General features: G+C 51.6%; 25 protein-coding genes. 4 read left to right on the top strand and 21 right to left on the bottom strand.

Annotated features, from left to right (window positions below; genetic code table 11):
* Nucleotides 1–91: 91 nt before the first annotated feature.
* The 4 genes from A8990_RS03245 to A8990_RS03260 are packed head-to-tail and all read right to left on the bottom strand — an operon-like array spanning nt 92 to nt 3,518.
* Complete coding sequence (locus tag A8990_RS03245) at nt 92–871, bottom strand: SDR family NAD(P)-dependent oxidoreductase (RefSeq protein ID WP_116187578.1); 780 nt, start codon at nt 869–871, stop codon at nt 92–94.
* Nucleotides 868–1,677, bottom strand: coding sequence for an SDR family NAD(P)-dependent oxidoreductase (locus tag A8990_RS03250; RefSeq protein WP_116187579.1), 810 nt, complete (start codon nt 1,675–1,677; stop codon nt 868–870). The genes A8990_RS03245 and A8990_RS03250 overlap by 4 nt, the downstream gene beginning before the upstream one ends.
* A complete protein-coding gene (locus tag A8990_RS03255) occupies nt 1,674–2,711 on the bottom strand; it encodes a sugar phosphate isomerase/epimerase family protein (protein ID WP_116187580.1) in 1,038 nt (345 codons plus the stop codon). The genes A8990_RS03250 and A8990_RS03255 overlap by 4 nt, the downstream gene beginning before the upstream one ends.
* Before the next feature lie 36 nt (nt 2,712–2,747).
* Entirely contained in the window at nt 2,748–3,518 is a 771-nt protein-coding gene (locus tag A8990_RS03260; protein ID WP_116187581.1) for an SDR family NAD(P)-dependent oxidoreductase, read from the bottom strand.
* A 139-nt stretch (nt 3,519–3,657) separates the two neighbouring features.
* Here A8990_RS03260 and A8990_RS03265 point away from each other — a divergent pair, with 139 nt between their 5' ends.
* Nucleotides 3,658–4,554, top strand: coding sequence for an AraC family transcriptional regulator (locus A8990_RS03265; protein ID WP_116187582.1), 897 nt, complete (start codon nt 3,658–3,660; stop codon nt 4,552–4,554).
* 276 nt (nt 4,555–4,830) lie between these two features.
* Here the strand turns inward: A8990_RS03265 and A8990_RS03270 are convergent, their stop codons facing one another.
* The 7 genes from A8990_RS03270 to A8990_RS03300 all read right to left on the bottom strand — a co-directional run bounded on the left by A8990_RS03270 (nt 4,831) and on the right by A8990_RS03300 (nt 11,332).
* Nucleotides 4,831–5,667: a phytanoyl-CoA dioxygenase family protein gene (locus A8990_RS03270; protein WP_116187583.1), complete on the bottom strand. Its 837-nt coding sequence runs from the start codon at nt 5,665–5,667 to the stop codon at nt 4,831–4,833.
* 30 nt (nt 5,668–5,697) lie between these two features.
* Nucleotides 5,698–6,477: a phytanoyl-CoA dioxygenase family protein gene (locus A8990_RS03275; protein WP_116187584.1), complete on the bottom strand. Its 780-nt coding sequence runs from the start codon at nt 6,475–6,477 to the stop codon at nt 5,698–5,700.
* 67 nt (nt 6,478–6,544) lie between these two features.
* The gene (locus tag A8990_RS03280; protein ID WP_116187585.1) at nt 6,545–7,561 is read right to left on the bottom strand and encodes a LacI family DNA-binding transcriptional regulator; all 1,017 of its coding nucleotides are present in this window, start codon (nt 7,559–7,561) and stop codon (nt 6,545–6,547) included.
* Nucleotides 7,562–7,614: 53 nt separating this feature from the next.
* Nucleotides 7,615–8,460, bottom strand: a complete 846-nt coding sequence (locus A8990_RS03285; protein ID WP_116187586.1) for a carbohydrate ABC transporter permease — start codon at nt 8,458–8,460, stop codon at nt 7,615–7,617.
* Between the two features lie 18 nt (nt 8,461–8,478).
* On the bottom strand, nt 8,479–9,354 hold the full coding sequence (locus tag A8990_RS03290) for a carbohydrate ABC transporter permease (RefSeq protein ID WP_116187587.1): 876 nt from the start codon (nt 9,352–9,354) through the stop codon (nt 8,479–8,481).
* Between the two features lie 125 nt (nt 9,355–9,479).
* Nucleotides 9,480–10,898, bottom strand: coding sequence for an ABC transporter substrate-binding protein (locus A8990_RS03295; protein ID WP_181909373.1), 1,419 nt, complete (start codon nt 10,896–10,898; stop codon nt 9,480–9,482).
* 248 nt (nt 10,899–11,146) lie between these two features.
* A complete protein-coding gene (locus A8990_RS03300; RefSeq protein ID WP_116187589.1) occupies nt 11,147–11,332 on the bottom strand; it encodes a hypothetical protein in 186 nt (61 codons plus the stop codon).
* Between the two features lie 194 nt (nt 11,333–11,526).
* Here A8990_RS03300 and galE point away from each other — a divergent pair, with 194 nt between their 5' ends.
* Entirely contained in the window at nt 11,527–12,540 is a 1,014-nt protein-coding gene (gene galE / locus A8990_RS03305) for a UDP-glucose 4-epimerase GalE (protein WP_116187590.1), read from the top strand.
* Between the two features lie 53 nt (nt 12,541–12,593).
* On the opposite strand, the gene A8990_RS03310 is transcribed toward galE, so the two are convergent.
* Nucleotides 12,594–13,562 (bottom strand): NAD-dependent epimerase/dehydratase family protein, encoded by a 969-nt coding sequence (locus A8990_RS03310; RefSeq protein ID WP_116187591.1) that lies wholly within the window; start codon nt 13,560–13,562, stop codon nt 12,594–12,596.
* 28 nt (nt 13,563–13,590) lie between these two features.
* On the bottom strand, nt 13,591–14,868 hold the full coding sequence (locus A8990_RS03315) for a nucleotide sugar dehydrogenase (protein ID WP_116187592.1): 1,278 nt from the start codon (nt 14,866–14,868) through the stop codon (nt 13,591–13,593).
* A gap of 203 nt (nt 14,869–15,071) precedes the next feature.
* On the opposite strand from A8990_RS03315, the gene A8990_RS03325 reads away from it, so the two are divergent.
* On the top strand, nt 15,072–16,304 hold the full coding sequence (locus tag A8990_RS03325; protein ID WP_116187594.1) for a glycosyltransferase family 4 protein: 1,233 nt from the start codon (nt 15,072–15,074) through the stop codon (nt 16,302–16,304).
* A gap of 159 nt (nt 16,305–16,463) precedes the next feature.
* Here A8990_RS03325 and A8990_RS03330 read toward each other — a convergent pair whose 3' ends face one another.
* The 6 genes from A8990_RS03330 to A8990_RS03355 all read right to left on the bottom strand — a co-directional run bounded on the left by A8990_RS03330 (nt 16,464) and on the right by A8990_RS03355 (nt 22,703).
* Complete coding sequence (locus tag A8990_RS03330) at nt 16,464–17,990, bottom strand: glycosyltransferase (protein WP_116187595.1); 1,527 nt, start codon at nt 17,988–17,990, stop codon at nt 16,464–16,466.
* Between the two features lie 176 nt (nt 17,991–18,166).
* Nucleotides 18,167–18,880, bottom strand: a complete 714-nt coding sequence (locus A8990_RS03335) for a glycosyltransferase family 2 protein (RefSeq protein ID WP_116187596.1) — start codon at nt 18,878–18,880, stop codon at nt 18,167–18,169.
* Nucleotides 18,877–20,010, bottom strand: coding sequence for a DegT/DnrJ/EryC1/StrS family aminotransferase (locus A8990_RS03340; protein ID WP_116187597.1), 1,134 nt, complete (start codon nt 20,008–20,010; stop codon nt 18,877–18,879). Before A8990_RS03340 ends, A8990_RS03335 begins: the two co-directional genes overlap by 4 nt.
* Nucleotides 20,011–20,032: 22 nt before the next feature.
* A complete protein-coding gene (locus A8990_RS03345) occupies nt 20,033–20,740 on the bottom strand; it encodes an N-acetyltransferase (RefSeq protein ID WP_116187598.1) in 708 nt (235 codons plus the stop codon).
* A 2-nt stretch (nt 20,741–20,742) separates the two neighbouring features.
* Nucleotides 20,743–21,699 (bottom strand): Gfo/Idh/MocA family protein, encoded by a 957-nt coding sequence (locus tag A8990_RS03350; RefSeq protein ID WP_116187599.1) that lies wholly within the window; start codon nt 21,697–21,699, stop codon nt 20,743–20,745.
* Entirely contained in the window at nt 21,696–22,703 is a 1,008-nt protein-coding gene (locus A8990_RS03355) for a glycosyltransferase family 4 protein (RefSeq protein WP_181909374.1), read from the bottom strand. The genes A8990_RS03350 and A8990_RS03355 overlap by 4 nt, the downstream gene beginning before the upstream one ends.
* Before the next feature lie 303 nt (nt 22,704–23,006).
* Here A8990_RS03355 and A8990_RS03360 point away from each other — a divergent pair, with 303 nt between their 5' ends.
* On the top strand, nt 23,007–24,239 hold the full coding sequence (locus tag A8990_RS03360) for a glycosyltransferase family 4 protein (RefSeq protein ID WP_116187601.1): 1,233 nt from the start codon (nt 23,007–23,009) through the stop codon (nt 24,237–24,239).
* A 224-nt stretch (nt 24,240–24,463) separates the two neighbouring features.
* On the opposite strand, the gene A8990_RS03365 is transcribed toward A8990_RS03360, so the two are convergent.
* Entirely contained in the window at nt 24,464–24,655 is a 192-nt protein-coding gene (locus A8990_RS03365) for a hypothetical protein (protein ID WP_116187602.1), read from the bottom strand.
* 51 nt (nt 24,656–24,706) lie between these two features.
* Nucleotides 24,707–26,359, bottom strand: coding sequence for a glycosyltransferase (locus A8990_RS03370; protein WP_116187603.1), 1,653 nt, complete (start codon nt 26,357–26,359; stop codon nt 24,707–24,709).
* Nucleotides 26,360–26,441 lie beyond the last annotated feature (82 nt).

Consider the following 26,441-nt stretch of genomic DNA (forward strand, 5'->3'; position numbering starts at 1 on the left):
AATGAGTACGCTCCTTCCAAAAACAACGCCATACTCACTTATTATACAGGGGCTTACACAATTACGCGATGTCTGCTACGGCGGGCGGCCACTATCGGACTGAGCTGCCTCCATCGACAACGAGCGTCTGTCCGGTAATCTGGCTGCTCATATTCGATGCCATAAAAAGCACCGCGTCCGCGATATCCTCGCCCGTCTGAAGCCGTCCAAGACCGAAACGGCTCATCGTTGCAGCAATATTCGCTTCATCCATGCCCACCGACTTCCAGCGTGCAACTTCGCCTTCCGAAGCGATCCAGCCAGGCTGCACGCAATTGACCCGAATGCGATGCTGGGCCAATGATTTAGCGAGATTGCGGGTCAATGTAACGAGGCCGCCTTTGGAGACGGCATAGGCAAGCGTCGCTGCTTCCCCCGCATTCGCATGGTTAGAACCGATATTAATAATCGCGCCGCTGCTGCGATCGATCATGCCGGGCACAACCGTCTGGCACATCATGAACGTGCCTTTGAGATTGACGTCCAGCACATGATCCCAGAACGCCTCATCCATCTGCAGCATGTCGCTTCTTGGGAAGATGCCGGCATTGTTGACTAGGATGTCGACTGGACCAAAGAGGCGCACCGTCTCCGCAACAAGCGCCTCGACATCGCTTCTTAAGGAAATATCGCACCTGACAAAATAAATCTGCGCCGCGTAGCCTTCCTCGCCCAGCTCCCGCGCTGTCGCAGCGCCGATCTCTTCCACATCAGCGATGACCACCCGTGCGCCGCATTGCAGAAATTTGAGGGCAATTGCTCTGCCGATGCCTCTCGCCCCGCCGGTCACGATGACGGTCTTCTGCTGTATATCGGTGAGCGGCGCGGTCATGACCGGAGCGACTCCTTCCGGGCTGCCGCCTCATACGCGAATGCCGGAATTTGGGTCGCGAACTTGCCGCCGCTGATGTCGATCATCGTGCCCGTGATGTAGCCCGCGAGATCCGATGCCAGGAAGCAGATCAAATTGGCGATATCTTCCTTGTTGCCCCAGCGGCGAAGTGTCAGCGTATCGAGCAACCGGTTCTGGCGCTCCTCGGTTTGTTCAGCGAAGTGGTTCATATCCGTAGGAATCATACCGGGCGAGTAGCAGTTGACGGTGACGTTATAAGGACCGAGCTCCCCGGCGAGTACGCGCGTGAACTGCTTAACCGCCGCCTTCGAGGAGGCGTATGCCGCACTGCCGTAAGCCGGAACAATCGCTGCAAAAGAAGCCGCGTTCAAGATCCGTCCTGAACGCTGCTCCCTCATAATCGGCGCAACAGCTTGACACATGAGAAACGTGCCCTTCAAGTTAATGTCCATGTTGGCATCCCATATCTCTTCCTTCAGCTCCTCGACGATGCCGCCGCTCGCCACGCCTGCGTTGTTGACGAGAATATCGATGCTTCCAAACCGGCTGCGCACCTCTTCCACGACCTCCGCGATCCGCTTCGCATCGCGGACATCGCATACAAACTGCGCGCCGGGAAGCTGCTCCGCGGCGAACGCTTGCCCGAGGTCTTCAAGCTGCTCCGCGCGAATATCCGTGCCGATCGTGATGACGCCTTCCTTCGCCAGGGTCATTGCGATATGCCGCCCGATGCCTCGGCCAGCACCTGTGACGATGGCTACTTTGCCCTTCAAATCGATAATCATGAAACCGCCTCCGATGGATTCGATTGGTTCGATGGAATCGATAGGTTCGTCTGGTTGGCGGTGGACATCAGCTGGTGGACATATGCAATGCTGCTCATGAGCTGAGCTTGTTCATAGGCGATGACAGCGTCGACGGATTCCCCGCGTTCATGCGGCGTTTGCCACTGTGCGCCGGCCGGCTTCGCTTGCTGCTGGACGAATCGCATAACCTGCGCAAGCTGCTGTGCGCTGCGCGGCGGATATTCCGGCCAATAATCGTCTGCGAGCACACGGACATGCCGCGCTTCGAGTGCGCCGATTTCGATGGACATGGTGAGCTGCCCCGATGCAGGGGCGCTCGTGCGGAATACATCCATAAGCGCCGGGAAGTCGACTGCGCCTTGTCCGATCGGGCAGCGGACGAGCCTGTACCCTTCATCGGTCGGGTGGATCCAATAATCCTTGAGATGAACATTCTTCAGATACGGGGCAATTCGCCTAGCAAAATCAACCGGTTCCTCCGCAGTCGCGAGCGGGTTGCCGGTATCAAGCGTAAGGCCGATATGGTGCGAACTGATCGACTCGCACAGCCAGATCAGCTCCTCGGAAGCGAGGTCCTGATGATTCTCGATAGCGATGGTTACTCCTGCCTGCTCTGCAATCGCCGTCGCTTCCGCAAGTCCCTCTCGCACCTTGGCGAGAAATGGCTGCCAGCCGCCAGCCATATGACGGCGGTCGCCGCCGAGCATCGCCCCGCCCGCTACCGTCCGGACGACGCTTGCTCCAACGCTTTTCGCAAGTGCAATCGCTTCGCCAAGACGTTCTGGATCGAAGCCGCCTTCTGCGACAACAAGATAGAGCTCATGCTCTCTCGCAAATCTAATAATCGCCTGCTGATCCGCCTTCGCGAGCAGTCCCGCCGGCAGCTCCGCTCCTTGCAAGCCTGACTGAACGGCTTGGTACAGGACAGCTTCCGCCGTCATCGGCGCAGCTGTCGAGCGCGGATGCAGCCCCATTGCGTAGGTCGTGCCGAACATCGATAAGCCAAAACGCATCGTGCTCTCCCCTTTCGCATCCATGGACTTTCTTGCCTATTTTGCCGTCCAGCCGCCGTCTACGGTTAATGTCGATCCGGTCATAAAGCTCGATGCGTCGGAGGCGAGGAACAGCGTCGGTCCCGCAATCTCCTCCGGGTTCCCCCATCTTCCAAGCGCGATGGAGTCGACGAAGAGCCGGTTCGCCTCCGGATTGTTGATGACGACCGTATTCAGCTCCGTCGCAATCGGGCCTGGACATAGCGCATTGACCGTGATGTTGAAGGGAGCCAGTTCCAGTGCGAGCACGCGGGTCAGCTGAATGACGCCGCCTTTGCTTGCACAGTAGGCGCTTCGCTCCGGCAACCCTACCAACCCTAGCATCGACGCGACGTTGATGATACGCCCCGAACGCTGTTCCTTCATTATTGGCGTCACAGCACGCGCGCATAGGAATGGAGCTTTCAGATTCGTCCCCATCACTTGATCCCAGCTCGACTCGTCGTAGCTCTCGATTGGTTTGCGGATATTGATGCCTGCATTGTTGATGAGAATATCGATTCGTCCATAACGGTCCTTCACCGTTTGAACAACCTGCTCGACCTGAGCCGCATCGGTCAGCTCTGCCTCGAGGCCAATTAGTTCCCGCCCTGTTGCTGCAGAGAGCTGTGCAGCCGTTTCGGCTGCTCGCGCCTCCGAGCGGCTCGTAATGACGACCGCTGCCCCCGCTTCCGCCAGCGTCTGCGCCATCACAATGCCGAGTCCGCCGGTGCCGCCTGTTATAATTGCGACTTTTCCGCTTAATTGAAATAGCTCGTTTGCTGCCATTGTTCGATCAACCGCTCCTCTCCTTATTGTGAGGGAATGCGCTTTCATGTTACCATTCGGGTAACCGGTATGGATTTACATAAAGGAGATTGTTTTTTGGACTTTTCCGAAAAATATTCATAGAGGCGGTGTTCAGACGTTGACCACTTCATTCTCTCCTGCCGTTCGAAAGACGACACTTCGCGAGTTATCCCCTGTCATCCACTGGGCTCAGCAGCATAATCGGACGCCAGCGTTCAAATGGAACCGCCGCATCTATGATTTCCAACTGCTCTACGTGAAGCATGGCGAGCTTCGTGCCACGATCGAAGGAGAACCGGCGATGAAGGTGCGAGCCGGAAGCCTTCTCATTCTGCCGCCATGGCGCCATCACCGAATTGAGATTATGACGGAGCCGTATGCGGAGCTGCTCGGCGTTCATTTTGACTTTTTCGAAATGCCGGAGGTGACGCATTCGATCCTCATTGACGAGCAGGCGCCGAACGTGGCGTTGTTAAGCCATATCCCCTACTTGCAAGACAAACCGATCTTCACCGAGCTTGTATACAACACGGTCTCGCCCAAAATCATCTCTTTGTTCGAGAACATCGTCCAGGAGTGGAGCGAAAGGCAGCAGGGCTACGAGGTGATATGCAAGGGGCTGCTGGTCCACCTGATAACGCTGCTCGTGCGGCATCAGAACGAAGGCCGCAGTCTGGCGCATCCGAAATACGAGGTGCAGCTGCTTCAGCTCGCAGAGGAAATTCGCACGGACTTCAGCCGCCGCTGGACGAGCACCGAGATGGCCAAATATCTGCTCGTACACGAGGATTATATGAGCAGGCAGTTCAAGGCGATGATGGGCATCGGACCAAACAAGTTCGTGCAATCGGTGCGCCATCAGGAGGCGAAGCGGCTGCTGCGGGAGACGGACCAGACGATCGAGTCCATCTCGGCGGCGGTCGGCTATGAGGACTTTCATTATTTCAGTCGCATTTTTAAGCGGTGGGAGGGTATCTCGGCGATGCAGTTTCGGAAGCTCTCGCGATTGATATAAGGTTGGTTGGCTGCTACCGCTGCGCAATCAAATGTTCTTCCGATCGCTGTTGTACTTGGATTTCTTGATCAACATTTATAATGTTGAAATCCAAGTACAAAGGCGACCGCTACCGCACAAACCGTCAACGCGAGGTATTATCGCGTGCGGTTTGGTGCATGACTTCTCCAGAATCATTTGACCGCTCCGCTCTACGCCAACCAAACATACATACAATAATAGAGCTTCCTCCACAAACAAAAATACCGCCCCTCAATAATCAAGGGGCGGTTACCGTTAATGCTTCGGCTCCGCGGCGGGGTAGCCGATTAGTTCTTTGCGCAGCAGCCGCTGTGCTTTGGCGGATAGCTGGTCGTACGTTTCCTGCGGGATTTGGATCGAGCCTGTGCGCGGGCCGTTCGCGGAATAGATGAGGGCGATATTCGGACGATGTTTGTCCGAATGGTTCGGCGTGCCGCGATGCCATACTCTATCATCCCGAATGAGGATTGAGCCTGCCGGCATTAACATTTTGATATGGTGCATATGCTCCGCCAGCTTCGGCTTGCTGAACGCGTTCGGCGCGTACCAGCTGTCCGGATGCAGATGCGTCCCGCCCGGCCACACTTCCATTGGCCCGTTGTTCTCCGTTACATCGACGAGCGGATAGTTGACGACAAGGTTCGCGATCGGCAAGTTCGCATCATAACGATTGCCGTAACGCGAGGACGTGTCCGCATGAACAGGCTGCTTGTTCTTGCCGCCCGGCATCGACGTATTCGTCGCAAAATACGTCATTAAGCAGTCTTCACCAAGAATCTGATCGATGATCTCCGTCACGATCGGGTTCGCAATGACCGCTTCTTGGCAGAACGGCTTGATGAACGGCAGATAGAGCCGCACGTGGTTCGTGCCATCGTTGAAGCCATTGCCCGGATTCAATATCTCTTCGCGATGCTCCTCGAAATACGGATCCAATATGTCCACGTAGCTGTTGAACAGTTCCTCCACCTTTGCCCTCGGCAGCACTTCCTCAAACAGCACGTATCCGTTCACTTTGATCAGCTGTACAGCCAGCTCCAGCGTTTCCGGCGATAAACGCCCGCTTGCCAGCTCTTCGGCGCTAAGTCTCATCGTAAGCTCATCCTCCCTATCCTGTTTCGATTATGGAATAATCTCTTCAAATCGGAACAGCTTCTTCGCTCTCTCACTGAGCGACTCATACGACTCAATCGGCATCCGCACCTTGGATTCGGTATTGAACCAGGAACGGAAATAGACGAGCGCCATGTTCGGGCGCGCGGCATCCGAGCGGTTAGGCGTTCCCCGGTGCCACATCCGGATATCCCGAAGCAGCAGCGAGCCCGCTGGCATAAGCACAGGCTCCGAATGCATCACAGGCGCAAGCGCTTGCAAGTTATCGACCCGATTGGCATTCTCCGGCATCAAGTGCGTGCCCCCTGGCCAAATCTCAAGCGGACCGTTGTCCTCCCGGAAATCGACGAGCGGGATATTCAGCACGATGCCCGTCGCAGGCAATATAACCGACGACTCCGGGTACATCGCTTGGAGATCGGAGTGAACGAGCTGATAATCCGACCCTGGCAGCGGCGTATCGGATGCAAAATATCGGCATGTGCAGTTCGCGCCAAGCAGCGCTTCAACAACAGGCAGCACGAACGGATTCTCAATAATGTCGGCATCATTGAACGGCTGGGCGAAGGGCAAATTCATCTGTGTCCGATTCTTGCCCCGGTTCAGCGGATTGTTCGCAATATGGATCGCGAATACTTCCATAAATCTCTTATGCAGCTCTTGTACCTTTGCATGCCCAAGCACATCTTCGAACACGACATAACCGTTCACTTTAATCTGCTCTACCGCGAACTCTATCGTCTCCGGCTTCAGCGACCGGCTTTCCAATTCTTCGGCACTCAGCTTCAACGCCGCTTCATCTCCCTCACTTAAACGTTTAGGACGTTGTCCATAAGCAAGTGGATTCTAGCTGCCTTTATTTTAAACTTTTCGTACTCTCCCGAATGATCAGCTCATTGTCCAGCACGACATTATGATTGATTTCCTTGCCTTCGAGCATCTCGATAAGCAGCTTCGCCGCCGCCCATCCCATATCGTATTTGTTCTGGTGAATGGTCGTCAGCTTCGGCACGCAGTACGATGACAGAATAATGTCGTCATAGCCGATAACGGATACGGAATCGGGCACCTTTCTGCCCCGCTTCTCCAGCGCTCGCATCGCGCCAAGCGCCATCAAATCACTGGAGCAGAACACCGCCGTTACGCCCGGATGTTCCTCCAATATCCGCAGCATCGCCCGCTCGCCGCCGTCCTCGGAGAACTCCCCGTCCCATATTTTCGACTCATCATATGCAATTCCGTTCTCCGCAAGCGCTTTCTTGAAACCTTTCAATCGCTGCTCGCTCACATGCGCTGCCGGGTATCCGTTAATCATCGCAATATGGGTATGGCCCCAGTCGATCAAATGCTGAACGGCTTTGCGAACCCCCTCGACATTGTCTGTCGTCACGTTGCCCAAATGCTCGTTCGAGAACGGAATATCAATAAGCACGCAAGGGAATTTCGACTTCTCGATAACCTCCTCGAGGTACGGGTCATCCACGCGAAGCCCGAAGATGATCGCTCCATCGACGTTGCGCTCCTGGCACAAATTATAATACGACTTGATCCGCTGCTTGGACGGACTCGTGCTGAAGAGCAGAATGTCATAATTCATTTCATTCGCTCGCTCATTGATCCCAATCAGGATGTCGAATGCAAGGGTATCCTTCCCGCCCGTATATTTCAGCTCTGAGAAAATAACGCCGATCGTGTTCGTCTTGCTGGACACCAGGCTTCGCGCGACCGCATTCGGCCAATAGTCAAGCTCGTCTGCGATCGTCTTGATTTTCTCCTTCGTTTCCTTGCTCACATCGTCATAGCCGTTCAGCGCCCTGGACACCGTTGTCGTCGATACTCCGGCAATCTTCGCAATATCTTTAATCGTCGCCAATACGATCCACCTGCCAAAGTATGTAGTGTTCTTCTAAGGACGAAAGAGCTTAATCAACCTTTGACCCCGCCGCTGACTACGCTTTGCTGCACCTGCTCTTGCGCCACCATATACAAAATGATACTTGGCAGTGTGACAAGCGTCAATGCTGCAAACAGCTGCGTGTAGTTGTAGGAAAACTGCTCCGTGAAGAACTGCAGCGCAACCGGAAGTGTCCGGTTCTGCGCCGAGGACGTCAGCATGAAGCCGTAGAAGAATTCATTCCAGTTGCCAAGGAACATCAGAATGCCCGCTGTCGACAATCCTGCTTTTGCAAGCGGCAGATTGATATAGAAGAACACTTGCCAGAAGTTCGCCGACTCCATATAGGCGGCTTCGTCAAGCTCCCTCGGAATGGATAGGAACGTTGCGCGCAGAATGAACAGCGATACCGCAAGACCAGCAGAGATATACACAACGATGAGCGCAAGTCTCGTATCGTACAGCCCCGTCTCGTTAATGAGCGAGAAGATCGGCTGCGCCGTCGCGTGGCCCGGGATCAGAAGCGTCACCGAGAACAGTACAAACAGAATGTGTTTGCCCTTGAAATCGAACTTCGCGAACGAATAAGCTGCAAGCGCATAGAACAGAAGTGCTACGAGAGTCGAGCTTACGGAGATGACAACCGAGTTCACCGTATTGCTTAAGAAATTGTTCATTTTGAACACCGAGTAGTAGGCATGGAAGTCAATGCCGGTCGGGAGAGCAAACGGCTTGTTCAATATCGCCTTGTTCGACTTAAAGGACGAGATGACAATCCAGAGAAGAGGCACAATCGATATGCAAACGGTAAAGAGAAGCACCAAATAGCTGAACAGTCCGATAATGCCGCGTTTCAAAAAATCTGCCTTTGCCTTCATCAGCAGGATCACCACCTATCAGTTGTATACGCTTTTGTTCATCCGGAACACCTTCGTCGTAATGGCAAGAACGCCGATGCCGAGAATAATCATGATCGTCGCGACCGCATTGGCATAACCGAATTGATAGTTAACAATGCCGTCGTAGAGCATGACCGAGATATTGTACGTCGAGTTGCCCGGTCCGCCCTTCGTCGTCAGGAAGATCGCCTCGAACATCGTAATCCGCGCAATGATGGACAGAATGACGGAAGTTCCTAGAGAGCCGCGGATGAGCGGAAGGTTGATGCGCCAGTGGATCTGGCCTTCTGTCGCGCCGTCGATCTTAGCCGCCTCGTGCAATTCCTTCGGAATCGCCATCAGGTCGGACAAGACGAGCAGCGTCACGATTACCGCATAGAACACCCAAGTTAAGCTGATCGCGGAGAACGCGTATTTCATATCGAAGAACCAGTTCGTATGGAAGTTCGTGAAGCCGAGCTTCCGGATGAAGTTATTCAACAGACCCATCTGATCGTTGAAAATAAACCGGTAAATTATCGCCCATGCCGATACGGCAATAACGTTCGGAATCATAAATACGCCGCGCACGAACCGCCAGCCGAACGGGCGCCTGTAAATAATGAACGCCACGAGCGCGCCGAACGGCACATGGATGAAAGTGGCGATCATCGACCATTTGAACAGGTTGATCAAGGATACCGTCAGCGAGTTATCGTCTGTAAAGATCATCTTATAGTTGTCGAACCCGGTAAACTTCGGCGCATTAAAGCCATTCCACTCGGTAAAGCCGGTCGTAAACACCGTTATGATCGGCACGAGGTAGAACGTAAGAAATACGAGCAAGGTCGGCAATATAAACAGGTACACCCACAATTTGTTGTATTTGAACATGACGGACGAAAGGCCCCCTTTCCGTAAAGAGCGTCAGTTAACTAGCCTGCTCGGTGAAAATAAGAACAAGAAGCGCAGGTAGCGTCAGCTATGCGCTTCTTGCAGTTACTTGCTGTTCATGCGGCTTACTTCTTGAACTTCTCCGCCGTGTCGGTCATTGCTTTACAGAACTGTTCCGGCGTCATGTCATTCGTAGCCAGAAGCGGCAGGTTCTTCGCGAACAGGTCGGCTACGGATTGCGGCACGATGTCGTAGATCAAACGGTTGAGCGTCTTCATTTTCGCGCCGACTTCATCATTCAACTGTCTCATGATCGGGTTCAGCTTCGCCTTGGAATCATCCGGCATTGGCATCTTAGGCGCGAAGCCGCCTTCCGCGACAAGGAATGCATTCAGCTCTTCAGGCGAGTAAATGAATTTGAAGTATTCGATCAAACCATCGATTTGCTCTTGCGGCGTACCTGTCGGAATGGAGTACCAGTAGCCGTCAGCCGAGCCGAGTGCAACGCCGTTCGGGTAGATCGTTGCGCCGACTTTGTCTGCAAAGCCTTCTGCTGCTTTATCCGTGTTGCTGAAATCGCCGACCATCCATGGGCCGTTCGCGATTGCAGCCGTATTCTCACTGAAGAATTCGTTCGCTGCGATCGAGTATGTCGCGCCTAGAGCGGACTTCGTCGTGTAATCCTGAAGCAGCTTCTGAACCTTCGTGAAGGTGTTCACCCAAAGCGGCGAGTTGAAGTTCGTTACGATATCGCCCTTCGTAAGAATTTGCTGGCCTTCCGGATCAGAAGCGATCATGGCGGAAGCAAGCAGCATCGTCGTCCAGCCGTTCTCGCCTGTCATTAAGGAAAGAGGCGTAACGCCGGCAGCCTTCAATTTGTCCAGGTCGCTGAAGAAGCCGTCCCATGTATCGGAGAAACCAGTCAGGCCTGCTTTTTGCATCAGCTCTTTGTTGTAGTACATACCGATTGGACGTTCGAATGCGAGCGGCAGAGAAACGATTTTGCCGTTCTTGTCCGTGTTATATTTCACAGAATCATCGATGAGGACGTTTTTGATTTCTGGACTGTTGTCGATGTAAGGCTTGAGGTCAACAAAGTCGCCGTTGTTGATCATAATGTCGGCAAGCTCTTTGTCGACTTCAATGAGTGGAGGAAGCTTCTTTTGCTGGTAGAGCAGCTTGATCTTCTTCGAGTATTCGTCTTGGACGATTTCTTCGATTTCGATCTTGTACTTGCCAGCGTACTTCTTGTTGAAGCGTTCAATCTGAGGAAGGAAGAAGATTGCACCTACGTTATTGCCTGTTTTATAGCTTGGGAATTTAATAACCACTTCTTTGCCGCTGCCTGCATTGTTCGAACCGCTGTTCGCTGCGTTCGAGCTGCTGTCATCCGTTGCCGTGCCGCTATCGCCGCTGTTACCACTATTGCTGCTATTGCCGTTGCTGCTGGAGTTGCCGCTGCTGTTGTTTCCATTGTTACTGCCGCATGCAGCGAGCGAGAGAACGAGCATCAAAGCGACCAATATGAAACTAATTTTTTTCACAGATAAACCTCCCCCAATGTTTAGCATAGCTCTCCTAGTCTGAACTAAGGTGCGATTGCAATTGTGGTACCGGTTACATACTGATGAACAAAAAAAGTGGAACTTTCGATTCCCCTCCCCTTATGCGTAAATGGTACTGCCCCTTTTCTATCCGAAACGTTTAAGTACGGCTTGCGACTTCATTATAAATCGCCTTGGAAGCGATTACAAGGATTATTTTATTCAACGTTTGAGCAGAGCCTTAAGACCTATTCGATCTGCAAAATGACGTCTTCGTATAAGTTATGATTGTCGTCTTGCCTTATCTTAATAAACTCACTTTTTTCTAATAAAGTGCCGTTGGCCTGTGCACAGGTAGATAGGCTTTCTTCGCGATATCTCCAATACCAATCATTCCAATTTCTCATAAGATCTCCTCTCGCTGCATCATGCATTTGCTCTTCCTGCTCGGCTTTATTAACCAACTCGCAGTTGTCATGGCAAATCCACACCTGGATTTACGTGTTCCCTACTCGTAACCAAATCGGACGGACGGAATAAAATGCGCATATAGGTTCTGGGGAATGAAACGGGCGGCAGAGACCTCCGCGACTAGATCCTGATTGTCCCGTAAAAGGAGCGTATGTCCATGTCCATCTTACTGACCGGAGGAGCAGGCTTTATCGGCAGTCACACCTGTGTGGAACTGCTCGATGAAGGCTACGATATAATCGTAGTCGACAATCTTTCCAACAGCAGCGCGAAATCATTGGAACACGTGCATCAAATTGCTGGCAAACCGCTCAAATTTTATCATGTCGATCTGTTGGACCGTGAAAGGCTTGAGAATGTGTTCGCCGAGAATAAGATTGATGCCGTCATTCATTTTGCAGGCTTTAAGTCGGTGAGCGAATCGGTCAAACATCCTCTCAGCTACTACCATAACAATATAACGGGAACGCTGGTCCTTACTGAGATCATGCAGAACCATCAAGTGAAAAAAATGGTATTCAGTTCATCGGCAACGGTGTACGGTTACTCAGAGCGCATGCCGATCAAGGAGGATGAGCCTCTCAAGGCTACCAATCCCTATGGGCGAACCAAGCTGATGATTGAAGAACTTCTGCGTGACCTTGCAGCTTCAGATCCATCATGGAGCATCACCTTGCTTCGTTACTTCAACCCAACGGGAGCGCATCCAAGCGGGCTCATTGGAGAGGATCCGAAGGGCATACCGACTAATATCATGCCGTACATCACCCAAGTTGCGGTTGGCAAGCTGCAGAAGCTGAGTATCTTTGGCAGCGATTATCCGACGGTAGACGGAACCGGCATCCGCGATTATATTCACGTGGTCGATCTGGCCAAAGGCCATGTGAAGGCCTTGAAAAATGTGCTCGCTTCGCCAGGCATTACAGCCTACAATCTGGGAACGGGAAAAGGATACAGCGTGCTTGAGCTCGTTCGCGCGTTTGAGAAGGCATCCGGCAAGAAGGTGCCCTATCAACTGGTCGGACGGCGGCATGGGGATGTAGCCGTCAGTTATGCTGACCCGCAGAGGGCCATGCAAGAGCTGGACTGGAAGGCAGAGAAAAGCTTAGATGACATTTGCGCGGATGCATGGCGCTGGCAGTCATGCAATCCGAGAGGCTATTCAAATTAATCGTATGTAATTTCAGGCAGCCTCATGGCTGCCTCTTTCCTTTGGGCCCACAGCTATAACGTCTCATTTCTCCGAGACCAAGAAATCGTGTTTGCAAGTCCTTCCTCCAATGAGATTGATGGAGAGTAGCCCAATATGGCACCCGAGCGCGTTAAATCCGGGATCCTGGCCGGCATGTCTTCATACCCTTTCCCGTATGCTTGTTCATAGGACACGAAATGAATAGGGGATTGCGAGTTCGTCATGCTTATGATCATGCGTGCCAATTCGAGCACTGTAGTCGGTCGATTGGATCCGATATTGAATGCGAGTCCGTCCGCTTCCCTGCCAAGAGCGCTAATCGTCCCTTTTACCGTATCCTCTACATAGGTAAAGCAGCGGGATTGAGACCCGTCTCCATGTACTTGGAGAGGTTCTCCCCTAAGCGCGGCACGAATAAAGCGGGGGATTACCATTCCGTACTGCGAATTCGACTGTCTGGGGCCATAAGCGTTAAAGTAACGAAGCACAGTGACCGGCAACCCTCTGTCGGCATAAGCAAAGCATAAATGCTCGTCAACGGATTTAGCCGTTGCATAGCACCACCGATGGATGGAAGGCGCTCCGTACACTCGGTCCGATGTTTCCGAGAACGGGAGAATTGTATTTTTACCATATATTTCGGATGTAGAAGCGAAGATAACCTTGACCCCTCTCCGAAAGGCCAACTCTAAGACATGCCTCGTTCCGTCAATATTTCCTTCGATGACTTTTATGGGATCTTCTACCGTGTTTTTCACGCCAAGGACGGCCGATAAATGGAACACGGCTTCCGCTTGATCCATGCATTGCTTCAGCACGCGGCGGTTTAATACGGATCCGTGTACGAAGGTATGGTTTTCATGGGCGAGCACTTCCTGCAAAAACTCTCTCCGACCGGCTGACAAATCATCTAAGGTGATGACTTTGTGCCCCTGCAGCAGCAGCGCCGACACCAGATGGGATCCGATGAACCCGGCACCTCCGGTTACTAGAATATTCATAGATGCAAATCACCTCCAAGCTCACTCTTCATAGTAAGACAATATTCGATTTGTCCTTCACACAATCAGTCGCATTTCGTAAATCCACAATCAGCTTGGCATGCTGAGCGAGCTCTTCATAATTAATTGTGGAATGGTCCGTAAGAATCAGCAGACAGTCTTTCTCGTTTACGTTTTCAGCGGTAAGAGCACTTCTTTCCAACTTCGTTCCCGCAATAGAAAGTTCGGTTATATAAGGATCGAAGAAACTTACTTGAGCCCCCTGCTGCATCAACCGTTCAATAACTTTCAATGCCATGGACTCACGCACATCGTTGACATCCTTTTTATACGTTACGCCAACCGCCATAATACTGCATTGATCCAGTGAAAGCGGGAACATGCTCTTGGCAGTCCGTGCCACAATATATTCGGGCATTCCTTCGTTCACTTGATGACTAAGCTCTATGAAAGGCATCTTGATGCCGTATTGGTTCGCCTTCCAAAGCAAATACATGGGGTCAACCGGGATGCAGTGTCCGCCTACGCCGGGCCCGGGGTAATAGGCCATGAAGCCGTATGGTTTCGTGCCGGCTGCATTAATGACCTCCCATAGATTAATCTCCATGGTGTCACAGAACTTCACTAAATCGTTCATGAACGAGATATTTATGAAACGCTGACAGTTTTCAACCAGCTTCGTTAACTCCGCCGTTCTTGGATTAGAGACAGGGACCACTTGATCGAATACCGAGGCATAAATGCGCTTTGCTTGTTGTGTGCATTCAGTGGTGACGCCTCCGAGCACCTTAGGAATTGATTTTAGATCGGATGCTTTTTGACCGGGGTTAATTCGTTCAGGAGAATAAGCCAGGTATACATCTTTTCCTACTCGTAAACCACGCTGTTCGATGATAGGCTTCAGTTCTTCCTCCGTCGTTCCCGGATAGGTGGAGCTCTCCAAAACAATCAATTGTCCCTCCCGCAAATAGGGAACCGCCTGTCTCATCGCCTGGAAAACAAAAGTTAAGTCGGGCATAAATTCCTCAGTGGTCGGTGTCGGCACGCATAGAATTACGCAGTCTGCCTCAGGAATAGATTCGTATGAAACGCCAACATGAAATTTACCGCCAGCAAACATTTCTTTCAGGTCCATGCTCGTCATGTCAGATAGGTATGGCTGCATTCTTTGAAGCTTCTGAATTTTACTTTCGCTGGAATCGACACCAAAAACAGTGTGGCCTTTTTCCAGAAAAAGTCGGGCCAGCGGCAGCCCAACATATCCGAGCCCGATGATGGCGATTTTAAAGCTTTCCTTAGGCCGCATCAATTTCCCCTCCTAATCGATCACTCCTAGCAATATCGTACGCATTGATAGATCTGAAAGTCCTAGATAGGTGCCTCTCTTCATTAAAATGGGAGATCGCCCCTGTCCCAATCCGATATTTTTGAATACGGGTAAATGTCCATTTCGGGATACCATGTCGAGACATAAACATGTAAAGACTTGAGACTGAAAGGAGGTTTGTCATGCGCATCCTCATTGCCACCTATTGGGGACTTCCATCATTAGGAGGATTGGATCAATACGTACGGCAGTTAAAGCGAGGATTGGAAGCACGGGGTCATGAAGTAGATATTTTCTGCAAAGCGCCTGATGATTCCGGTTATCAAATGCTCAACAAAGGCTTGTTTTTAAGTAAAAGCAGCGTTCAGCCCATGATCTCCGCCAAAGCGGATACTTGCTTCGCCAAGCACCTCCCTGGACTTGATCAACGAATCAAAGATATGGAGATCGACAAATATTGCTATGAGGCTGCCGCCGCTTATCTCTGCCCGCAGCCTTATGACATTATTCATACGCAGGATGTGGTTTCAGCCCGGGCATTCACCCGTATCGGCCATTCACAGTCAGCACGTGTTTCCACTATACACGGATGCCTCGCAACCGAAAGCCTTGCAAGATTTCGTATGGATGGATGGCTGAACGACAATTATCGCAGCACCCCGCTCTGGCACTACTATGGTCTCATCGAGCATTTCGGTATTATACAGAATCATGAAACCATCATGCCAACGGGATGGCTTAAAGGTATATACAGCCAGGAATATCAAGTCCCGGCGGATCGAATGACGATCGTCCCTTACGGAATGGATATTGAGGAATTCCTGAATGAAATGAACCAACCTTCCGTGACTCCACACGCCGGTGAGAAGAAGATTATTTTATGCTCAGCCCGTTTCGACCCTGTCAAAGGACATGTTCATTTACTTGGCGCGCTATCACAATTAAAGAATGTCAGAGACGATTGGGTTTGCTGGCTTGCGGGGGAAGGAGCGCTGGAAGAAAGACTGCGGGAGCAGGTTGCAGCTTTCGGACTTCAAAACGATGTCGTCTTTCTCGGGAAACGCGGTGACATTCCGGCACTGCTTAAAAAGTCGGATGTTGTCGTACTTCCGAGCCTGCAGGATAACCACCCGTTCGCCATTATGGAAGCCCAGGTCGCCGGCAAACCGCTAATCGCTTCCAATGCGGGAGGCATTCCGGAAATGGTCACCCAAGAGTCGACAGGACTGATCTTCCCTGCCGGGAACGATCATGATCTATTCCGTAATCTGTTAAACCTTCTCAACAATGAATGGCTTCGCAGCTGGCTTAGCGAACAATCCCAGGCTTGGAGCCAGCGTTATTGGTCGCTTCCCGTGATGATCGATAGAATTGCAGCTGTATATGAGCTAGCGCTACAAAAAAGTCGGAGATAAGATCATGGCCTGAAACGCGTGCGGCTTGCTTGGTCGGCTGACCTATGAATGGGACAGCGATAACGAAGCAAGCCGCGCTTTCTTGCCATAGGCGAGGCTTGTCCGTATCATGGTTCGCTCCCAAGCCCTCCTATAGAATTAGGAGGGCTTGGTACTGGATCAACGCCGATCTGCGGCTCTTCGGAGTGATTTGACTATGCGAGCAGCAGTCCTCCTCTTCCCTCTTTTTCGCCGCCCTCTCCTTTTTTTTCGGAAAGGAAACGATGACGGGTGGTCATGATGAATTTCCAACCCCGAAGGATATAAAAAGAGTCTTTGTTCCGAGACGACATGAACAGCAGACCAGCGGAATCCGCATAACTGGAATGCTTTCGGAGAAACGATAGGTCGCTTCGTCCCCCGCTGGATAAAATACACGAGAGGAGTTTTATTCCCCCTATACAGCCGGTTAGGCCTCAAGGGCCTAACATGAGCGGCATTTCTTTGTAATCTGGCCATCGTCGCCAGAGGCCCGAGTTCGCGGAAGAAAGAGGCCAATCTATCCCGGTAGGATTCTATGCCGAATACCTGTCGAACACGTTCGACGTCTACGCCTGCCGTCTCCTGAAGACCCTCCCCTACCTTACTGCACAAACCGCTGATATCTCCCTTTTCTACCAGCATGTTCTCCTGACCTGCCGCCGATAAAACCTCTTGCAATCCCCCCGAACGATAGGCCACGGTCACTTTCCCGAATAACAAGGCTTCGAGCGCGATCATGCCGAACCCTTCATCGACTAAGCTCGGAACCACAACCATATCCACAAGAGAGTACACGGACTCTATGTTTTTTTGAAATCGGACAAACCGGAAGCGGTCACGGAACTCAGACTGCTGGACCAGTGACATGCAGTAACTTTCATAGTCGACATTACCCAAAGGGCTAGCGATGCAAAGGAAACAGAGATCCTGACGTTGAGCACAGAGACTTAAGGACATCAAGAGAAAATGGTCAAGGCCTTTTTCCCACTGCATGCCTGCCGAAATATAACCGATCAGATACCGGTGTGCAGGAAGCCCCCTTGACAGGTCCTCGTTCGCTGGATAATGCTGCTCCCAGCCCCGTTCGCTAACAGGAGCGGTCGGCGGAAGCAGCATCTGTTTCCCGTCGAGCGCGATCCCTCTAAACAAGGCAAGCGAATGGTGGGATATCCCAACAATAAGATCGGAATAGCGATTGATAAAATGAGCGGATTGCAGAGCAGTTTCATGCGGATAAATGATCTCCTGAATGATCCAAACGACCGGTATTCCGAGCTCCTTGGCTGCCATCGCGGGCAGCGCGTTCACACAGCTGTTCACGATGACGATATCGGGTCTGCGCAGCTGGAGCAATTGAATAAGCCCGGCATGCCTAGATTCGGCCAAGATATTGGCTTCCGTGCTTGCAAGCTCGCCATCAGGACGGTAGAGATTCCAAAGTACAGGGAACGGTTCGATTAGAGTCAAAATGCCGTTCGCCTCGGCCTCGCCTTTTAAGAGCCCCTCCTGGGGAACGACCAACGTACAATCCGCATGAAACGAAAGCTCCCTCACCAGCAATGACAAGTATTTTTCCGCTCCTGTAATGAAACCATCTCCGCAGAGATGCGAAAACAGCATAACCTTCAAGCGTGATTCGCCGGTGCCCATCAGTTGAACGTTCATATGATCCTCTCCTGGTCAGACTTGAATGATTCTGCCCGTACCAGCGCTTGCGCTATGCCGCCGGTCTCCTCCGCATATAAATGCCATGCTGCTAGAATATGCACTCTATTCTGATGGCTAGTGGACATATACCTTTCCGCTGCTAAAAATGGCGGATGCCTGCACCAAGAAAGCCGTTACACGCTTCCATTCTGCGATCTTTGTTCCGGGTAGCGTCGGTAATAATATAATACCTCGGGCAGGTTATCCACCGAGTACCCCTGCAGCACGTAACGTCTAATGAAATAGTAATCCTCCGCTACTGTCATCTTCCCGCGGGGGTATCTTTCCAGGCCTCCAAGAAGGTCGAATAGCGTGCCCCGCATCATCAGCGTTCCATGACATACGCAATGCCCGCCCGACATATACTCGCCCGCTATGGTTTGATAGCCGAACTTGATGAATTCAGCATGATAGGGGCTGTCGAAGCTTCCATCATTGAACCACGCCAGCGCGGTGCCGCACAGACAAAAATTCAAATTGTTTTGCAGAAAAGCAACCTGTTTCTCGATACGCTGCGGATGAGAAACGTCATCTGCAGCATGCGTAGCAATAAACTCGCCTCTAGCCAGAAAGTAGCCTGTCGTATAGGCGCCGGAATACCCGATATTATGGGGAAGAACATGATAGACAAATCGGTTGTCCTTGATAACGGGATGGTTTCTGCGTTTTTCCATCCATTTCTTCACGACAATATCCGTCGCATCCGTAGAACCGTCGTTCACAACAATTATTTCAATATGAGGATAGGTTTGATGAATTAGGCTCTCCAAGGCTTCTTCAATATGCCGTGCAGAATTATAGGCGCCTATGACAACGCTGGCGAGTTGGGGGACTCTATGAAATGTCACAAATCATCAGCTCCCTTATCATTCTGGTTGTATTTAACGAGTTGTTCGATTACATACTGCTGTTGTTCATCGGTAATGAAAGGATGCACTGGCAGCGCCAGCGCCCTCCTCGCGACACGCTCGGAGACGGGAAGGTCTCCCTCCTTATAGCCAAGCGAATTCATGGCCTGCTGCAGATGGAGCGGACATGGATAATAACGCGCTGCCGAGATTCCTTTCTGCTCCAAATGGAGCATTAGCCGGGCGGGATCCGCATTCTGTACCACGTACAAATGATAAACGTGTCCGATATCCGCATCGCAATAGGGGAGCGTCAAGTTCCCGAGATGCGACAGCTGGTTCGTATACTGTTCAGCCAGCTGCTGACGCCGGCCGTTCCAAGCTGCCAGCTTCTGCATTTTGATTCGCAGCATTACGGCTTGAATTTCATCAAGCCGACTGTTAAAGCCGACGGCCTCATGATAATATTTGCGTTTCCCCATGCCATGAAAGGCAAGAACCCTAATCCGCTCAGCAATCGCTTCATCGTTAGTCGTAACCATCCCCCCGTCACCGTAGCCGCCGAGATTTTTGGTCGGATAGAAGGAGATGCAAGCCGCATGGCCCAAGCTTCCGACCGGCTTGCCTTTATAAGTCGCCCCTATAGCCTGACAGGCATCCTCGATGATGTAGAGCGAATAGCGAGCGGCTAGCTCTGAGAAAGCATCCATATCAGCCGGCTGCCCAAAAATGTGCACTGGAATGATCGCTTTGGTCCGATTCGTCACTTTTGCCTCCACTTTGGACGGAGACAAATTATACGTTCGTTCATCGATATCTGCAAAGACAGGGGTTGCCCCGACGCGGACGATGGCTTCGGCGGTCGCGAAAAAAGTGAACGGCGACGTTATGACCTCATCCCCCGTTCCCACACCGCACGCCATTAAGGCGAGAATGAGCGAATCCGTTCCATTGGCTGTGGAAACCGCATATCGGGTCTGCACAAGCCGGGCTATCTCATTTTCAAAATTACGAACTTCGGTCCCCCCCACATAAACCCCTTTATCCAGAACATCGGCGATCGATTCTCGGATTCGCTCCGTTAAAGCTCGATACTCTGCCTGCGGGTCGAACAAGGGAATACGATTCATATCGATCGTGCTCCTTCCACGATTACTTTGCCGGCACCCCTTTTACAGTGGCCCCGTCCGGCACATCTTTCGTCACGACGGTTCCTGCACCCACGATCGCCCCCGCGCCGATCACGACACCCGGCAGCAACGTCGCGTTATTGCCGATTCTCGCTCCGGTCTTAATATGAGGACCTTTCAATGCGATCAGCGTCGGCTCCATATATTTGTCGTTCGAGGTAGATACCTCAGGGCCGATAAACACTTGGTCTTCTATGACCATATCCGCCGTTATATAAGCGCCAGTCTGAATAACGCACCTGTTCCCGATTGTTGTCCTACATTCGATCGTGGCACTTCGGCCTATGACGGTTGAATGACCGACCATCGTTCGCTCCCTAATACTGGCCAGATCGCCAACCATTACGTCCTCTCCCAGCCGGCTGCCGGCATAGACGACGGCGTCGTTGCCGATTCTGGATCCGGACCCGATTTCCAAATGTGCCTGTTCCGATACCGAATGAATGACTCGCGAGTTCGTGAATGGCTGACAACCGAGAATTGTACCGCACCCAACGGTGACGCCATCGGCGATTACCGTACCTTTCAATATGACGCTGTTATGGCCGATCCGAACTCCGCTGCCAATCTTAACGCCAGACTCGATTACCACGTGATATCCAAGGACGACCCCCTCACCAAGGACGACATCCTCCGCTATCGCGACCCTAACCCCGTATTCACGATCCATTATCAGTTTCCTTTCGTTCTCAATATGACATCTGTAATCTGACCGGTAACTTCCATTGCAAGAAGACCGTCTTCACCAGTGACGCGAGGAACGGTATTACTAGCGATGCTATCCAGAAAATCAATCAACTGCATCCTGAGCGGCTCCTGAATCGGCAAGACGAATTTTTCGATCATATTTTGCTGCATATAATTCGAATTGGCAATTGGCTGAGAAAAATGGGTCGAACGAGTGACAATTATTTTTTTATCCAGCAGGTCCGCTTGAATGAACGCGCTTCTGGTGACGATCCGGACCATTCGCACCTTCTCTTCGGTAATATAGCTAGCCGTGACTTGGGCCATAAGTCCATTCTCCATACGCAGCAGCGCTGCGGCATGGCGGATGGTATTCTGTTCGAGATATCCCATTGCTTGAACGGCTGATGTTCTAGACCGCAGCAAATAATGGAGGATATAAATATCGTGGATCATCAAATCCTCCACGACATTGACATGTTTCCATCTCAGCTCGTACGGACTCATGCGATGGATGTCGAGCGCAATGACCTCCTCCCCTTCCAGTATTTTGCAAAGCGCTTTTATAGTGGAATTGTACAGCTCGATATGTCCGACCTGTAGTTTGATCCCGGCTTCTGACGATCGCCGTATAAGCTCACGGCCTTCTGCCAAAGACGATGCAAGCGGCTTTTCCATCAGCATATGGACACCTTTTGCCAGACAAGCCAGGCCGATTTCGTAATGAACCGGTGTCGGAACCGCAATCGACACCGCGTCAACCACATCGAGCAGTTCGTATAAACTGCCGTAAGCTGTCGTCTGGTATTTGCCGGCGATGCTTTGAGCCCGCTTCATATCGGCATCATAGATACCGGACAACGTGCAGTACCCAGGTATTGAAGCGTACACCCGTACATGATTCTCCCCCATGGCGCCTGCCCCGATCACGCCTACCCTCACGAATGATGCCCCTCTCTCTCGAAGTCGCGGCAGAAATACATAAATTCAAACCACTTCTTTGAAATCGCCTCGGGTGTAAATCGTTTGCTTGCTTTGAGCGCCAATTTAGAAAGCGTCTGCCTATAGGCTTCGTTAGTCAGCAGTTCCTGCAAGGCAACGGCGTATTTGTCTAATGCGTCCGGAAGCCACCAGTAAGGAGGCGAGCCCCAGTTTACGTCATAGAGAAGCCGCTGGCTGGAAGCAATTTCATAAATGCCGCCTACGGCAGACGCGATAACCGGCACGCCGCAAGTCATCGCTTCGAGGATTTGATTCGGGCAATTCTCGTCCTTGCTGCCGCAAACCATGATATGCCATTTACTTATAATCTCCGCCATATGCGGATGAGGGACGCCTGTCTTGATCGTCAGATTGGGAGGGTGATCGTTCAACCATCCATGCTGATTGCTCGACGCATTTGAGAGTACCATCTCAAACCGAATAGCAGGAAACTTCCGTGCCAGGAATGGCATGACCTCTGGCCCCTTCAGCAAACCATTTAAATCATGTCCGATCCATCCGACCACGATTTCGTTTGCTTTGGTCCGAGGGTAGAAGAGTTCGCTGTCGACCATACCGGGAATCACGTGAATCAGATGTGCTGGATAGCCGTGCTGCTTGATAACGATCTGCCGATGGTATTCCGAGCAAACAACCATCGGCACGTAACCTCTTAACGGCAGATTCTGGTCGAAGTTAGGTCCCGTGCTCCATCTCGTTCCTTGGCTAAGCTGGAAATCCGGCGTATAGTTCTGGACAAAGTGATTCCACCAGCCGGGAGCCTGCTTCTCGACAATCTGCACGGTGCTTGGATAGATCGGCACTTGTCCAGGATTAGGAGCAAACGCCACCATCAAATCAGAGGGACAAAACCGCGGCAGCCACTTGGCTCGCATATTGGCATCCGTACTCGGGCCTGACATCGAAGGTACGAAATTATCTATGAGAATTTTAAAGCGAAACATATAGAACCCCCTTATCAATTTTGCGCTCGACAAGATCATTACCGAATACGGAATGCCCTTCTTCAAGAAACCAACTTTGCTAGGGCAATCCTGCGTATCCAAGGCAGATAATGGCGATTGAGTCTTTCTCATCTTATGGCTGATAGTATTAAAGAGTTCTAGTCTGCTGCCTGAAGTCTCAAGAAATCGTATAGATTCATAGCGAAACTGAAAAAACGATTGCAAACGGGCTTTTGTCCCTTTCGGAATGCCAAGATGACACATACACTTGTAAGGACATGAGACTAGAAAGGCAGGTTACCTATGCGCATTCTGCTTGCCACCTATTGGGGGCTTCCTTCTGTTGGTGGATTGGAGAAATATGTGCTGCAGCTGAAGAGGGGATTGGAAGCACGGGGACATGAAGTGGATATTTTCTGCAGAATGCCTGATGAGTCCGGTTTTCAACTTCTGAACAAGGGCTGGGTATTGGCTAAAAGCTTCATTCAGCCCCTGATATCGGCCAAAGCGGATACTTACTTCGCCAATCATCTCCCCGGGCTTGATCATGAAGTCAAATCCATGGAAATCGATAAATATTGCTATGAGGCTGCCGCAGCTTATTTCATGCCGGCAAACTATGACGTTATCCATACGCAGGACGTAATTTCCGCCAGGGCATTTGCTCGGATCCGCAGCGCTCATACGGCACTCGTATCTACGATCCACGGATGCCTCTCGACCGAAAGTCTTGCCAGGCATCAAGCGGATGGTATCACTCACGACGCTTTTAGTAAAACTCCGCTCTGGTACTACTACGGTCTAATCGAGCACATCGGTGTTATGCAGAACCATGAAACCATTACGCCGACAGAGTGGCTTAAAGCGATCATGAGCCGGGATTTTCGCGTCCCGGACGATCGGATGACAACAGTCCCGAACGGAATGGATATCGGGGATTTCTTGCTTAAAATGAACGAACCGATCCTTACGCCCGACGCCGGCGGAAAGAAGGTCATTCTATGCTCGGCCCGTTTCGATCCGGTCAAGGGGCATTTCCACTTACTTCGGGCTCTAGTCCGCTTAAAGCAGGCCCGAAACGATTGGGTGTGCTGGCTGGCGGGAAATGGACAATTGGAAGGAAGGATGAGGGAGCAGGCTGCAGCTTACGGGCTTCAGAACGAAGTCGTGTTCTTGGGAAACCGCCAGGACATTCCGGCTCTACTAAACAAGTCGGATATATTCGTGCTTCCGAGCTTACAGGATAATCACCCTTACGCCATTATGGAAGCTCAAGTTGCCGGGAAAGCATTGGTTGTGTCGGGCGCTGGCGGCATCCCGGAAATGGTGGAACATGAGAAGACCGGCTTGATCTTCCCTGCAGGGAACGAACAGGATCTATACGGTCATCTGCTTTCCGTTCTCAGCGAGGACGACCTTAGACGGCGGCTTGGGGAACAGTCTAAAGCGTTTGGCTTTCAGCGGTGGTCTCTTCCCGCGATGACCGAGAGAATCTTAGCGATTTACGAAAGAGCACTTCAAAAGAGATGGAGGTAACCTTCATGGCCGCGCGAAAAAAAAGTAAACCCGGAAAATCGAAGAGAAGGATATCCCGGGGGCGACGACGCAAGAGCAAGAGCACGAACAGAAAAACAAGGCGTCCCCTGCGTCTCGGAAGGAAGAGGCTGAGGAGGAGGCTGAGGAGGAATCGCCGCTTCGCTTCCTACGTCTCCGCTAACAGATATAACCGCTTCTTTCTTTCGCCCCAACGAACGATTCGTTTAAATGTGGAGCGCCGGATATGGGACCGCATCGCTGCCGGACTCCCCCCGTCCTACCTGGCGCCTGATATTGATTTCGTGCAGCATATGAAACTGTTTTCTCCCAATCTTTAATTCTCCCTGACCGGTTTCGGATACGATCTTCTCAAGCCATTCGGAGCCGGTCAACCAATATTCCGCAGACTTGTCCATCCTTCATCATCATCCGCCTTGGCGCCCCCTAGCAAATAGGAGGGTGCAAGATTAGACGGATTTTTTCAGCAGCCTTTTGCGCGTTTTATATCTTTGTGCCGGTTTTCCTTTGTAAACCTGTTTTCCTTTGCGATTCTTTCTACCCTTTCTCTTCCCGTTCCCCTTCCTTATTACTCGGCCCAAAGGAGGATAGGATAGATGGTCGTTCCGGATTGCCGACCCGACAGGGTATGCGAAGAGCCTTGGCTCCGACACAACAACTACATCGGACAAACTGAAGCCGCAGAGCCTGAAGGCTTCAGGCGAAGCGAATGGCCGTTTCGTACCCAGTTCCAGAAGATACGCGGACGGAGTTAGATGCCCCCTATATAACCGGCCTGGCTTTAAAGGCCTAATACGGTCGGCAGTTTTGTGCATAACGGCCTTTGCCGCCAAAAGACGGAGCATGCTCATAAAAGAGCCTAATCTGACCCGATAGGCTTCCGTTCCGAAGCTCTGCTTTACCCGATCGACATCCACGGCTGCGGACTCCGAATGAAGCCCTTCTATTACTTTGCTGGCTAACCCGCCGATATCGCCCTTATCCACCAGCATGCTCTCCTGGCCTACCGCCGTTAAAACTTCTGCCAATCCTCCCGAACGATAGGCAACCGTTTTTTTCCCGAATAACAAAGCCTCAAGAGCGATCATGCCGAACCCCTCATCGATTAAACTCGGAACCACAAGTACATCTATGAGGGGGTAAATGCTCTCGATGTCGGGCTGAAAGCCCAGCATCCGGAAGCGGTCTCGGTATTCCGACTGTTCGACCAGTTTCCGGCAGTATTGTTCATAATCGGCATCACCGGCAGGACTTGCGATACAAAGAAAACAAAGATCCCGCTGCTCCGCGCAAAGCTTGAAGGCCATGAGCAGAAAATGTTCCAAGCCCTTCTCCTTCTGCATGCCGGCTGAGATATAGCCGATCAAATGCTTGTGATCGGGGAATCCGAATCTCTTCTTTAACTCCTCATTCGTTCGGACCCACGGCAGCGAGTTTTCCTCGCAAACCGGATTGGACGGAGGATGAAGCAGGAGCTTCTCATCCGGCACGATTCCTCGGAACATGAAGAGTGAATGATTGGAGACGCCTACGATAAAGTCGGCATACCGATTGATAAAATGAACGGATTGCGGGGCTGCCGCATGATCTTGTATGATCTCGTTGATCAACCAAACAACCGGAATCCCTAGCGCTTTAGCCGCCATGGCGGGCAGCGCGTTCACGCAGGTATTCACAATGACGATGTCGGGTCTGTATTGCTGAAGCAATTGAATAAGCATGGCATGCTTTCCTTCGGCTAAGATGGAAGCTTCCGTCCGCTCCAGCTCACCATCAGGATGATAGATGGACCATAGTAAAGAGAACGGTTCGATCACGGTTCGAATGCCGTCTGCCATGGCTTCCCTCTTCAACATACCGTCCTCGGGCACAACCAAGGTGCATTCCGCCTGGGGAGAGATCTCCTTCGCCAGCATTGACAAATATTTTTCCGCACCGGTAATGAACCGCCCGCCGCAGATGTGCGAGAACAGCATCACCTTTAAGCGGGTTTCACCGGCTTCTTTTCCTGGGGAATCAAGGACGGAGAAACGTTTCTTGTCTGATAATTTCTTTCTACGCTTACGCCTTCCGATTCTTTTCGCAGGAGCCGTTTTACTCATGAGTTCCACTCCTTATGCCGCATCCAGCGACCGTTTCGGGTATGCCTCCTGCATCGGACACCATGACTGCTTTTTGTCTCCC

Origin of the sequence: Paenibacillus taihuensis (genome assembly GCF_003386535.1) — a bacterium.
Taxonomy (GTDB): Bacteria; Bacillota; Bacilli; order Paenibacillales; family Paenibacillaceae; genus Paenibacillus_Z; species Paenibacillus_Z taihuensis.